This is a genomic window from Bathymodiolus japonicus methanotrophic gill symbiont (assembly GCF_019721995.1).
Lineage (GTDB): Bacteria > Pseudomonadota > Gammaproteobacteria > Methylococcales > Methylomonadaceae > Methyloprofundus.
Genome location: NZ_BLYC01000070.1, coordinates 1 through 13373, shown reverse-complemented (window position 1 = coordinate 13373; position 13373 = coordinate 1). Strand labels below are relative to the sequence as shown.

The window sequence follows — 13373 nt, the reverse complement described above, 5'->3', positions numbered from 1 at the left end:
TTCGTTATGTTCTTGAATTTAAGCCTATTGGTATTGTTCTCAAACAACATGAGGGCTTATCAAAGAGAATTTGGGAAATCTTAAGCTGAAGGCGTTTGAGCTAACTATCCGTCATCAACGAATGAATGTAAGAGTTCACTATTGCAGTCGATACGGATAAAGTTGTCAGTGTAATAAGTATGAAATGATGATTTTCTTCCTTTACACCTGCTGACTTGGAATGCCGATATTGAGCTATATGGACAAAATGAAATTTATGAAATTGCCCGAATCGTCCTCCGCACAGAGAAACTACTAGCTCGATTTCTGAGGAGAGACCAATGATAATGAATGAAAAATAAAGAACCCAAGCTACTGTACTGAAAACAGTTTAAACTTGAACATTGCATTAAAAAATATAGCTTCTACTGAGATGAATTAACTCTCGCTTACCAAGCAGAGGGCAGTAATCAGTTAATCTCTTGGACTTGAGGCTAGGCTGAAGTTATTCCTTTTTTAGAAACAGAAAAGCGATTGCTGTAAGCGTACTTCAGAGAGGAAATACGATCGTCTTGAACAGGCGCTTTTTTAGGACTATCAGGATGTTTGACCTGACACGTTTTTTAAGTGATAAAACCTGGAGAACCCTTCCTCATTCGGATGTTTGTCCCGAAAATATACAGAACGGAACTGATAAGTATGACTCAAGCTTGATACAGAGGATATTGTGATCGGCAGTGAAATAAAAAGCGTTTAACGTAGTCAAACAACTATCATTCTTCAATCAATGAGTAAAAGATATTGGTATCAAACGAACGAAGAGAGAATTGAGAAAACTTATAGAGTTGCCGTCTAGTGAGGTAAGGTGTAGAGAACTTGATTGGAATCTCAGCATTTATTGAAAGAGGTTGAGAGAATCAAGCGAGCAGGCCTTAGCGACTACGCAGAAGGCGGTTGTAGACGAGCTGGAGCTAAAACGCAAAAAGTTATTAACTGAGTTGTCTGAATACCACGGTTGCGCGATCTTCACACTTTGAGCGTTCACTACAGAAACTACTACATAAAAAGCTGAAAGGCAGTTAGAACTTACCGTTAAGCCTGAAGCTGTGACAGAACACCCATTGTAGATTTTTGCATGAAGTGTAATTTAGATTCGGTGGGTGAAAGCGCTAGATTGGATAAATATCAGTGATGACTTTTTCTACTGTAAACTTGCAGAATGTTGATTCGGTCAGGACACGAGGCGTTTAGTTGGGTGTGGCTAGGGAGATTACGGAACATCCGTTGCAAATCATTGTTAAATTGAGCCATCTCATATTTTGCAGTTAGAAGTGTGGGATTGCCTGATGTACCTTTACGTATTGAGCTCAAATGTTCGCCATGTGAGGGTGAGGAAAACTTTAGGATTTATGGATAAGTTATCACTGGTCACAGTGCTACTGCTAGTTTTACACTTTTATACTTCAGGAATGTATGAGCAGTTAATTATGTGATCACACCAGACGCACACAGATCTAGGATAATGCTCTTTTATTGCTGATAGAATTGTCTGCTGAGTTGCGTATGGCTAGAGATTAGCGTGCGTCATTTACTATTTGCAACAGCATAATGCCACTATCTTTACTGTTTTTGGAGATGCTGAGTGGATTGTGTTTTTGATTCGTTTGAAGACAGGCACGATATGCACCTATGAGTCACAAGGCTAATTGAATGTGCCTAAGTGTCGTCGTGATAACGGCGGCAGTATTTTGGAAGGTGGAAAAACGGCTTTTAATCACGTAAAGTTAAATATGGATATTGAGGTGTGTTTGTCTGCTACAAACTGAGATTGTTGGAACTTATTGCACGGTGGAAATCGGGGGTCGAATTTAGCGCGATGATATTCGACGCAGAACAATTAGCTAAAGAACAATTGTTGCCCTAGTTAATTTTCAGGTGTCGAGACTAATTCTTGGTGTGGAGGATGATGGTACTATCAGGTTTACGTAGACCTAATGGATGAAAGAGTGGGTGATAATGTTGTACGCGATAAATTATCCTCAAATATTGCCATTCTATGAGAAATTAAATAGATGATGGTGTTTTTTGTTGGCAATTATACTTTCCCTCACCTTTAGGTATTTCTAAACCTTATGTTTTGAGAGATCGCCAGGAAGAAAAAGTATTTATTTCGTATTGGTTCTGCCCTCACCAGTTCTTCAGACAAGTGGTGCAGGATCGAGAAACAACGGGTAATGACACACACAGATGCACGTGGTATGGGGGCTATTACTCTCTCAACCAATCTCACACAACGTGAGGAGGGGGAGGGGTGCCGAAGGACAAGAGATAGCAGTCTTATTTGGTTTCTTCTCACAGCTAAGTCGCAGGTAACTTTGAAGAGTAGAACCAATACGAAATAAATACTTTTTCTCTTCCTGGCGAATCTCTCAAGAAACATAAGGTTTATGAAATACCTAAAGGGAAAGTTAATAATTGCAGACAAAAACACCATCATCTATTTTAATTTTCTCATAGAATGGCAATATTTGAGGATGATTTTATCGCGTACAACATTCATCACCCACTCTTCAGCATTAGGTCTACGTAAACACCTGAAATAGTACCATCATCCTCCACACCAAGAATTATCTGACCACCCTGAAAATTAACTAGGGCAACAATTTCTTTAGCTAATTGTTCTGGTCGAATATCATCGCGCTTAAATTCGACCCCCGAATTTTCACCGTTTGCAATAATCTCCAACAATTCAGTTTTAAGCATACAACACCTCAATATCCATATTTAACTTTACGTTGATTAAAAGCCGTTTTTCCACCTTCCAAAATACTTGCCGCCTTATCACGAACCTTAGGCACATCAATTGCCCCTTGTGACTCATTAGGCATACTTCCCTGTCCTTCAAACGAATCAAAAACACCAATCCACTCAGCATCTCCAAAAACAGGTATATTGGCATTATGTGTTGCAAATATAAATTGACGGCTAATCTTAGCCATACGCAACTCAGCAACAATTCTATCAGCAATAAAAGCATTATCCAGATTGTCTTCTGGTTGATCCATAATTAACGGATCTACATTCTGAAGTAATAAAAGGTGTAAAATAGCAGTACACTGTTGACCAGTTGATAACTTATCCAAAATCCTAAAGTTTTCCTCACCCTCATGGGCAACATTTAGCTCAATACTAATGACATCAGGCAATCCCACCACTTCTAACTGCAAAATATGAGATTGGCTCAATTTAACCAATGCATTTGCAACGGTTTCCGTAATCTCCCAGCCACACCCAACTAAAGCCTCTGTTCCTGATCGAATCAACTCTGCAAGTTTTACAGTAGAAAAATCATCCTGATATTTTATCCAATCTAAGCGCTTTTCACCCACCGAATCTAAATTACACTTCATCAAAAAATCTACAATGGGTGTTCTGTCAGCTTCAGGCTTAACGGTAAGTTTTAACTTGCCTTTCAGCTTTTTATTTAGTTTCTTGAGTGAACGCTCAAAGTGTGAAGATCGCGCAACCTGGTATTCAGACAACTCAGTTAATAACTTTTTGCGTTTTAGCTCCAGCTCGTCTACAACCGCCTTCTGCGTAGTCGCTAAGGCCTGCTTCTGCTTGATTCTCTCAACCTCTTTCAATAAATGCTGAGATTCCAATCCAATTTCTCTACCACTCTTACCTTCACTAGACGGAAACTCTTTATAAGTTTTCTCCAATTTCTCTTCTTCTTCTTTGATACCAATATTTAACTCATTGATTGAAGAATTGATAGTTGTTTTTGACACGTTAAACGCTTTTTTCCACTGGATCACAATATCCTCTGTATCAACTTTCAACTTATCAAGTTCCGTTCTGATATTTTTCAAAACATCAGAATGAGGAAGGTTATCCAGTGTTTTATCACTTAAAAAAACGGTGTCAGGTAAAACATCCTGAATAGCTAAAAAAGCCTGTTCAAGACGATATATTTCCTCTTCTGAAGTACGCTTAAGCAATCGCTTTTCTGTTTCTAAAAAAGGAATAACTTTCAGCTTATCCTCAAGTCCAAGAGATTTAAACTGATTAACTTGCTCTTCTAGCTTTGGTAAGCGAGATAATTCATCCTCAGTAGAAGCTATATTTTTTAATGCACTTTCAAGTTTCAATCTGTTTTCAGACAGTAGCTTTAGGGTTTCTTTTATTTTTCCTTCATTATCAGTTGGTCTCGCCTCAAGAAATCGAGCTAGTAATTTTCTTTGCGAGACTGAATTCTGGGCAATTTCATAAATTTCATTTTGTCCATATAGCTCAATCTCTGGCATCAAGTCAGCAGGTGTAAAGGATGAAATATCATCATTTTCATCCTTTATTACACTGCAACTTTCTCCGTATCGCCGTGCAATAGTGAACTTCTTACCATTCATCGTTGATGATCGGATAGTTAGCTCAACGCTAGCTTTAGATTTCCCCAAATTCTCTTTGATAATGTCCTCATGTTGTTTCTGAGAAACAATACCAATAGGCTTCAATTCAAGAACATAACGAATACATTCCAGCAAGGTAGATTTACCCGTTCCACGACCACCGATTACCGCATTCAGGTGCTCAGAAAATTTAATATCAAGACCATCCAGATAACCACCCGTTACCTTCAAGGATTTAATCTGAGAATAATATTTTTCTTCCACGTCACTATTTAATCTCACTCGAGATTCAGTATCCTGAAAAGCTAACTTAAATGATTTAAAACTTGGCTCAGTCATCTTGATAAGACAAGAGGCTCTTAGATCTTTTAAAGTTTCTGGCGTTTCTATATCCTTGGCATTAATAATAGCTATTGGTAATTCTCGCTTATATGCGACCTCTTTATTACGAATAACTTTTCGATAGAATCCATCTTCAACATTTTTAAGGTCTTCAATAGAACCAGGTATTTGAGCGGCTTTTAAACCTGAAAGTACCCATATATTGTTTAATCTTTTTTTTAGCAAACCATTTTCTAAAGTGCAATGGGCAGCATAAATAAAACCACCTATTTCATTAACCTTTGCAATTAAATGTTCAGCACTTAACCTAGAAGGCTTAACACCCTCCTCAGGATCTACCAAGTGAAGATGACCAAGATAACGATCTAGTTCTTGAGAAGTGGCCTCTTCAGAAAATAAACAAACAAAATGAATTTTTTCACTAGAAGTAATTTCAAACCCAGGGAATACCAGAATGTCATTTTTATTCATCAAATCACGAATAGCATCTACACCATCAATATTACCGTGATTAGCAATACCAAGAACCTTGATATTCTCCTGTAAACAGACTTCAAGCATTTGTTGATTATAGTCTGTTTCTGATAGCTGCTGTTCCTGCCCACGATATGAAATATAACTCGCTGGATTAACCTGTAATGCACACTTCCAGAATTTAGCTTGCGTATGTCCCATTGTTACAATCCTCCCAATGCTGAATTATTCATCTTTTACCTCATTAATTATTGAACCTTCACTTTCACTGTATTTTAAGCCTAATTTGGGTCTAATCCCATAAAGGGACCAAATGTGGCTCTGTCGCAAAAAACGAATGTTTGTGTAAAAAATCAACTGTATCCTGTTTTTATGGGGCAAATGGATAAAACGCCATGCAGGATAAAAGACTTCTCAGCCCATCATTAAAATGGTTATGTCGCATAAATCCCCCTTTCCTACGTTATCTGCAAGATGTCATTCTTTATGCTGTTTTCTTTTATGTCAGGTATGGCGTTTCGTATCGCGACCTTGAAGAAATTATGGAAGAAAGAGGTGTTGAGGTGGATCATGCTACGCTCAATCGTTGGGTTATCCGTTATTCTCCTGCCATTGCTGTAAAAGCTAAATCTCAGAAACGAGAAACCAATAAATCGTGGCGCATGGATGAAACGTATATCAAAGTGAAGGGTCAGTGGACCTATTCATACCGAGCTGTTGATAGTCGCTGGGATACGCTTGATTTCATGCTTTCTGAACGCAGTGATGGAAGGATTGAATTTCACCCAAAGTAGGTTTACATGCTCAACTAAAAATTGTACCATTTTTTAAGTAATTATTTTCCTTAACACCAGATCATACCTGGCTTATCAATTCAATTATCCCGATGAGGTAATAGTATTTTCTTCTGCATGATGCTTTTTTCATGAGAGGAATGAAAACAGGTTTATAGCCTAGTTTACATAAATACGTATCTTTTGCGACAGAACCTTCTTTTTTAACACGGGTTTTATTAACTATATCATGGTATATGTTTTTTAACAGCTTTTTTTAACACTATTTACTAAAAATAAGGTCTTGTTGACGGTGATTAGCTGTGTTGATGGTGATGTCTAAAATACACTTGTTTTTTTAACACCAATTATCAAGCAACTATTTGGAAAGTGAGTACCTTTGAAGCTGGCATGTGATCCACCTTTTATTGAAATTGAGAATTATGATAGCAGATAACGTCGGGAAGGGAGACTTATGCGACAGAACCATTTTCAATACTTAACGGTGACATAGCCTTAAATTTTATCCATTAACCTTATACGATTGTTTAACCAATGACATTAAGTAATCAATATCCTCTAAATTATCTAATACAAATTCACAGTCACCGTTCCCCCAAGTTCCAATGTTAGTTACATCTCTAACCATTTTTTTGTAATCGTCAATTTGTGAGTACTTCAAATTTATAAATACCTTAATCTTTGATGTCATAATGACGACATCAATAATGTTTTTCTTATTACCAAAAAAAGCAATATATTGTTTATTTGGTTTGACAACGACTTCACCAAAATCCAAAGTTTCTAATTTTAGGTTCTCATAAATCTCAATTATGTTTGTTGGCTTATTATCTAAATGATCTGATTCAGTATAGGTCTTAACTTCTTTTGAAACTGTTAATATAGTTGGATCGAGAGCTGATATAGTGTTAATGCTTTCCGTTTGTTGATTAGCCTTAATTGGAAAATACATTACAGTGTCGTTTTCAAATTTCTTTATTTCCCACAACTCAATTGGTAAGTCTTTGAAGTTTATAGACTCCTTTTGGTAAACGGTGTAGGTAGGTGAAATAAATATCACCTTTGATTGAGACCAATCCACATCATCCTTTTTGATACTCTTATCCATCAACTCATTGTACAAAAGAACAAATTCTGCTTTATTATTGAGTAGTAGTGACAAATATGAGTATCCCTGGTCAATTACAGAAAAGTTTTTGGTATTTTTATATTCAACTATTACAAATGATTTAGTTCGTAAATCGAAACACAAACTATCGATTCTAAAGCTGTTCAATGAATATTCGCTTTTGACAAATTCTAATCCAAATACCTTATTCATATTGGACTCAGTAAGAAGTTGAATATCCTTCTCTAAGCCAAATTTTTGTTCATTGATTTGATTTAGAGAATTCTCCTTAAATGAAAAGTTTTTCACCTATAAATCTCTCTTTGTATCAGTGCCGTTTGTGTTAGCCATGTTCTCACTTAATCACCCCTCGCTGAAAATCAGGGAAACGTAGCCTAAGCGAAGTGATGATTTTTAGTCCGCGATAGCCGTAGGGCCGTTATTTTGTCGGAGTCTGAGCGTTAGCGAAGGTGGAGACAAAATAAAAGGCCATCCGACACGGCGTCAAGTCATTTGGAGCCTATGTTCCGACCCCTTGTTGGGTCGGGACGAGGTGACGAGGACGAATCGGGGCCGCCGGAGGCATAAGTGGTCGCGTTAAGTTTTTGCTGCTTGCTTGGGCTGGGATGCCCAAAACAAGCTTTCGCAAAAATAGCGACTCCCCGAAATTATCATACCTGTAATGCCCACAGGGCGCATTTTGCAAATTCTGAGGCAATACTGTTCATGTGGACAATATATTGGCTCCCTACGGGACGTATTGATAAAGCATGGATAACGAAAAGATGTTATCCACCCCTTACCAACACTAACCAACACATTCTCCACAATCACTGTCAATTACAGCAATATGTATCCTCTTAAACCGCGCTCCGCGCATCAATAATAATCAATTGTATCTTTTATAAGAATAAAGAGATAGATAGTACAGCCATTTACCCCCTAAGGAAGGCTCAACAACCCCCTTTCACAGCTCCCCCCTCCGAAAACTGCTTAAAAAAACAGAGAATATCAGCTTGAGTTTCTGTGTATCTTGGAATCGTGTTACTCGAGTTTTCAAGTCCCTTTCACAACCGTTACGCTCTGCGCGTTACCAGATATATAAAATATCCGCCCCTGCTCCAAACGCGCCACCTTTTGCACTATAAAATTCAAATCTCGCAATCAAAACGGATATAAGCTTGCGACTTCTACTTTATACAAAAAATGCCTTATGGGTTGCCTTAGCAAAGTCCTTGATTGGCAACACTGTCCTGACCTATTCCAAAACATCTTGAGTCCAAAATAGGGGCTGAGCTTGAAAGAAGAGAAGAAAAACCGAAATGCTTACAAATGAGATGCTAATTAAGATATAATTAACATTCGTTTGAAAGAAAGAGTCGGCTTCTTACTTTCAAGCTGTGGTGAGTGACTACAATCACTCATACACAACCTTTGATAAAGGCAAAAAACCTAAGCACTTAAAAATGCTTGGGTTTTTTTTTGCCTTTTATCCCTAAACTTTAAAAGTTCGGGGGCTTGTTTCTAAACCTGAAAGGGGAAGTGAACTTTATGCGACAGAACCAAAATCTTCACTTCGCTAAAGCTACGTTTCCAGGATTTTCAGAGGCGACAGAACAAGTTCACATACTACCAGCGCTTTATCCATAGAAGGCGCAAATAAATTCACCAACCAGAACGTCCGCGAGTGAGAGAGGGCTGGTTAAAAATACATAATTGCTAAAAAAATATAAGGTCAAAGTATATGTCTACACTTTTGGAATCATTATTAAAAGGAACTACCCCAGGGTTTATTACAGAGGTTTTTTTCTGGCTTATTATTGTCAGTTTATTGTTTGCTATCTGGTTTCGAAAAACAGGGAAATTTCCTTCTTATGTTAACTATTCGGCAACCTTATTGACCTCGTTAGGTATTTTAGGGACTTTTATAGGGGTTGTGATTGGTTTACTGGATTTTAATGCAGAAGATATTGATGGAAGTATCGGTTCATTATTAGCGGGGCTTAAGACAGCATTTATAACTAGTTTAGTAGGGATGGCTGCATCAATTATTTTTAAGTTGTTAGAGGCAATTCCTTTGTTTGTGAAAGATGAAGGAATTGATTTACAAGATGTTGGAGCAGAAGATTTGTATCGAGCAATTAATGATCAGGGACGATTGATGCTTGAGTCTTCACTGGTACAGCAAGGATTATTGACGGATTTAAAGCGTGCTATTGTTGGAGGAGAAGATGATACTTTAGTCAGCCAGGTGAAGTTGTTGCGTGGTGATATGAATGATAATCATAAAACTTCGAAGACGATGGACGAACGCTTAGCAATTATTCAGACAGTGAGTACTAAACAACAGCAAACTTTCCAACAATTTCCTGATAAGTTATGGATTAGATTGCAGGATGTTGCCGATACAATTGCTAAATCAGCTACAGAGGAAGTCATCAAGGCTTTAAACGATGTAATTACTTCATTTAATAATAATTTGATAGAGCAGTTTGGGGATAACTTTAAAGCACTGGATGAATCAGTGAAAAAATTAGTGGTTTGGCAGGAAAAATATGGCCAGCAAGTTGATGAGATGGTTAAGCAATATACTTTAGGGGTTTCTGCTATTAAACAAACAGAAACCTCTGTAGCTAATATTAGTGATAAATCGTCTCAGATAAATGAAACCATGAAAAACCTGCAAGAGGTTATGCAAGTTAACCAAGAGCAAGTAGAAACATTAGGTGGGCATTTAGGTGCTTTTAAAGAGATGCGAGATCATGCCATTGAAGCTGTACCTGTGATGCATAAACAAGTGAAAGTTATTGTGAGTGATATGGGAAAAGCAGTTGATACGGTTAAAGTTGGGTTTGTTGAAAGTACCGCGGACTTTACTAAATCGGTTAAGGAAACTAACGAAAGGTTAACGGGGACTTCTGACGAAATTGGTAAGCAAACAGGAGTTATTCGTGATCATTTTCATAGCACTGTAACGGAGCTAAATGCTAATGTACGTGATATGGCTGCAAAAATGGCGAATGAGTCTAAAGCGTTAAGTTCAACTTTGCAGGATGCTAATAAACAAACAATAGCTGATATTTCGCACGTTCAGAAGATTGTTGTTGATAGTGTTGAGCGTATGCAGAAACAATTTGAAAATGTTTTAGAAGAAATATTTCAGGCACAAACACGAGAGGTAGGGAAAACATTTAAAGCGTTAGAAGAAGAAATGAAAAATGCAGTGGGTAATACAGGTAATGCAGTTGATGAACAAATAAAAAACATTGAGGATGCAACTGCCGAACAAATTACTAACGTGATGAATGAGATGGGGCGAGCTTTATCATCAATTGCACAGAAATTCACTAAAGATTATAGCAAGTTAGTGAATGAAATGTCAGATATTCTTGATAAGAAGGGACGTTAAATGAGTCAGAATAAATCTTCTTTTTTAAAAAGAAAATCACACGGTAATGAAGAAGTACAATGGCTTTCTGTCTCTGATTTGATGTCAGGTTTGATGATGGTTTTTTTATTTATTTCTATTGCTTTAATGCGGAATGCTTTTTTAGAACGGGATAAGGTTCAGATTGAAAAAGATAAAATTAAATACATTGCGTTGGCTTACCAAAAGAATCAGGGAGCTATATATGATGGATTGATGGAAGAATTTGAACAAGATTTGGATAAATGGGGAGCTGAAATTAATAAAGATACTTTATCTTTTGTTTTTACGTCACCAGATGTTTTATTTGCTAGAGGTGATATTGCTATTCGACCTCAGTTTAAAGCTATCTTAAATGATTTTTTTCCACGCTATCTTAATGTGTTATTAAAGTTTTCTGATTCTATTGATGAGGCACGTATTGAAGGGCATACCAGTAGCATTTGGAATAGTGGAACAACAGTTGATGCCGCGTATTTTAAAAACATGTGGTTGTCTCAGGGACGAACACGCTCTGTTTTACAGTATGTGTATTTGTTAAAGAGTATTAGGAATAATAAGGATTGGATTAAAAAACATATTTCTGCAGTTGGTTTTTCTTCATCTAAAGTGGTCATGGAGAATGGGGTTGAAAACCACGAGCGATCCCGCCGAGTTACCTTTAGAGTAATTACTAATGCAGAAACTCAAATAAGGCAAATTATTGAAGGAGTCTAATTGTGAAAATCAAGGTTGATTTTTCTGATTTATTTGCTTGTGCTAAAGAGATGGGAGCGACAATTGTTAAGGAGAATATGATCTCTTCACCTAATGCAAGTCATGGTCTTTCCAGAGAAGAATGGGCACCAATTAAGAAGGAAATTGATTTAAACGAAATTGGTAGTACCCAAGGACTGTTGCGTTTTATTGATGAGCGAGGTGTTGATCAACAAGTATTGCTATATATTGAAGATCATGGTTGGAGTATTGAAGATGCTATTTATGATATCAAAAAACGGCGTAAATTTCATGTGGCAGACTGTTCTACTTTACAGAAAAAAAGAGGCGATGGGACATTTGAGCGATATGTAATGACGAATGATTTTAGTAATCAATTTTCTATTACAGGAATGGAAAAAAAGTCAGTAAAAGTAGAACTTCAAGTTTGTAAAAATTGTTTAAAATCATTGAATTATAAAAATTATAGTTGTAACCTGGATGTTTTTAACAAATTCAGTATTTCAGAATTTTTTGCTACTTACAGTTCTTTCTTTGCAAGCTTGCCTTCTCGCTTTTCCGGTGAAGATGATGGATCCTATACTGATGACTGGAAAATTATTTCAGCAAAATATCGAGCTAGTAAAAATTACTCTTGTGAGTACTGTGCAGTTGATTTATCAAAAAACAAACACTTACTACATACACATCATAAGAGTGGCGTAAAAACAGATAACAATTTATATAACTTGCAGGCACTTTGTATAGACTGTCACCGTAAACAGGCTCATCATGGGCATTTATTTGTTCACCATGAAGATATGGTGACGATTAATAATCTTAGAAGAAACCAGGGGCAGTTAAAACAGGACAATTGGAGAGAAGTCTTTAAATTTGCAGATGCTGCATTACATGGATTGTTAGCTAAATGTGAACATGATCGTTGCATAAAGCCTGTTGTTGCTTATGAGATGCTGGGAGGTTCTGACGAAATTATTGCTGAATTAGAGTTAGCTTGGCCGAAGTCTAAGAACTGTATCGTGATAAATGATAACCACGCTAGAGTTGCACGGTCCCAAGGATGGCATGTTTGGACGATGATTGAGGCAATGGATGATTTTCTCAATTTCAAAGTAAGCGTCAATTTAGGCGCGCCACCGCGCGCCCGCTGAAAATCATGGAAACGTAGCTTAGCGAAGTGGTGATTTTTAGTCCCTGATAGGCGACAGGGCAATTCGCTGATTCGACGTGTGCTAGCAGCACGCGAGAGGAGCAAGAATTGCATTCCGAATAGCCGTCCAGCCAGTGAGGTAGTAATGACGAAGCGGCTTTTGTGCGTAGTCGTTGCGGACGCAGGGCGTTCAGGGCATCTCCCATACGCTGCGTAGGTGAACGAATTATGGCGACAGGAGTCCCGGAATTTCGTGAGGTAGCATGGCGCGCCTGCTCCTTCACCCAGAGCAAATAGCCCGCATTGAAAGCAAACTACCTGCGTATACCGTAGGAAGCTTACAGCGCAAGTCTCAAATGGATGTACTGCTTGAGTTCATCACGTCATTGCTAGAGTTTCCAGATCCTGGTGATAAGCTGAAAGAGTTAGGTGAATTAATAAAGGATGTGTTTCAACTGATGCCATCAGGAAAACATATGATTGGCAGAGATTTAGGGCGCTTAGAGCCAACACCATCATTCGCTGAAAATCAGGGAAACGGAGCCTAAGCGAAGTGATGATTTTTAGTCCGCGATAGCCGTAGGGCCGTTATTTTGTCGGAGTCTGAGCGTTAGCGAAGGTGGAGACAAAATAAAAGGCCATCCGACACGGCGTCAAGTCATTTGGAGCCTATGTTCCGACCCCTTGTTGGGTCGGGACGAGGTGACGAGGACGAATCGGGGCCGCCGGAGGCATAAGTGGTCGCGTTAAGTTTTTGCTGCTTGCTTGGGCTGGGATGCCCAAAACAAGCTTTCGCAAAAATAGCGACTCCCCGAAGGGCCGTTGTTTTGTCGGAGTCTGAGCGTTAGCGAAGGTGGAGACAAAATAAAAGGCCCTACGGCTATCGCGGACTAAAAATCTTCACTTCGCTAAAGCTCCGTTTCCAGGATTTTCAGCGATAGCGCCCAAAAAACATTAGCAGGTATTGAGATAA

The 13373-nt window shown here is 38.1% G+C and carries 10 protein-coding genes and 2 pseudogenes; 6 read left to right on the top strand and 6 right to left on the bottom strand.

The features are described 5' to 3' along the window. Positions 1-2459 precede the first annotated feature (2459 nt). Positions 2460-2742, bottom strand: a pseudogene (locus tag K6984_RS28425) (AlbA family DNA-binding domain-containing protein); the annotation flags it as partial. A gap of 8 nt (positions 2743-2750) precedes the next feature. Continuing rightward, positions 2751-5405, bottom strand: coding sequence for a TrlF family AAA-like ATPase (locus K6984_RS28420; protein ID WP_221897967.1), 2655 nt, complete (start codon positions 5403-5405; stop codon positions 2751-2753). A gap of 242 nt (positions 5406-5647) precedes the next feature. Between K6984_RS28420 and K6984_RS28415 the strand changes: the two are divergent. After that, positions 5648-5965: pseudogene (locus tag K6984_RS28415) on the top strand (IS6 family transposase); the annotation flags it as partial. A 535-nt stretch (positions 5966-6500) separates the two neighbouring features. On the opposite strand, the gene K6984_RS28410 reads toward K6984_RS28415, so the two are convergent. Continuing rightward, on the bottom strand, positions 6501-7415 hold the full coding sequence (locus tag K6984_RS28410; RefSeq protein WP_230988342.1) for a DUF5655 domain-containing protein: 915 nt from the start codon (positions 7413-7415) through the stop codon (positions 6501-6503). A gap of 211 nt (positions 7416-7626) precedes the next feature. After that, positions 7627-7755 carry a hypothetical protein gene (locus K6984_RS35350; protein ID WP_263458596.1) on the bottom strand — a complete coding sequence of 43 codons (129 nt, stop codon included), beginning with the start codon at positions 7753-7755 and terminating at the stop codon, positions 7627-7629. A gap of 1107 nt (positions 7756-8862) precedes the next feature. Between K6984_RS35350 and K6984_RS28405 the strand changes: the two genes are divergently transcribed. Genes K6984_RS28405 through K6984_RS28395 form a run of 3 tightly spaced genes read left to right on the top strand, consistent with a single transcriptional unit; the run spans position 8863 to position 12401 of the window. After that, the gene (locus K6984_RS28405; RefSeq protein ID WP_221898386.1) at positions 8863-10515 is read left to right on the top strand and encodes a methyl-accepting chemotaxis protein; all 1653 of its coding nucleotides are present in this window, start codon (positions 8863-8865) and stop codon (positions 10513-10515) included. Beyond that, positions 10516-11250, top strand: a complete 735-nt coding sequence (locus tag K6984_RS28400) for an OmpA family protein (RefSeq protein ID WP_221898385.1) — start codon at positions 10516-10518, stop codon at positions 11248-11250. It begins immediately after the preceding gene. Between the two features lie 2 nt (positions 11251-11252). Beyond that, positions 11253-12401, top strand: coding sequence for an HNH endonuclease (locus K6984_RS28395; protein WP_221898384.1), 1149 nt, complete (start codon positions 11253-11255; stop codon positions 12399-12401). On the opposite strand, the gene K6984_RS28390 is transcribed toward K6984_RS28395, so the two are convergent. Continuing rightward, a complete protein-coding gene (locus tag K6984_RS28390; RefSeq protein ID WP_221898383.1) occupies positions 12370-12606 on the bottom strand; it encodes a hypothetical protein in 237 nt (78 codons plus the stop codon). The two genes, K6984_RS28395 and K6984_RS28390, sit on opposite strands and share 32 nt — an antisense overlap. On the opposite strand from K6984_RS28390, the gene K6984_RS35345 reads away from it, so the two are divergent. Continuing rightward, positions 12563-12697, top strand: a complete 135-nt coding sequence (locus tag K6984_RS35345) for a hypothetical protein (protein ID WP_263458911.1) — start codon at positions 12563-12565, stop codon at positions 12695-12697. The two genes, K6984_RS28390 and K6984_RS35345, sit on opposite strands and share 44 nt — an antisense overlap. Further along, positions 12664-12948 (top strand): hypothetical protein, encoded by a 285-nt coding sequence (locus K6984_RS28385; protein ID WP_221898382.1) that lies wholly within the window; start codon positions 12664-12666, stop codon positions 12946-12948. Before K6984_RS35345 ends, K6984_RS28385 begins: the two co-directional genes overlap by 34 nt. 121 nt (positions 12949-13069) lie before the next feature. Here the strand turns inward: K6984_RS28385 and K6984_RS35340 are convergent, their stop codons facing one another. Beyond that, positions 13070-13198, bottom strand: a complete 129-nt coding sequence (locus tag K6984_RS35340) for a hypothetical protein (RefSeq protein ID WP_263458596.1) — start codon at positions 13196-13198, stop codon at positions 13070-13072. Positions 13199-13373: the final 175 nt, after the last annotated feature.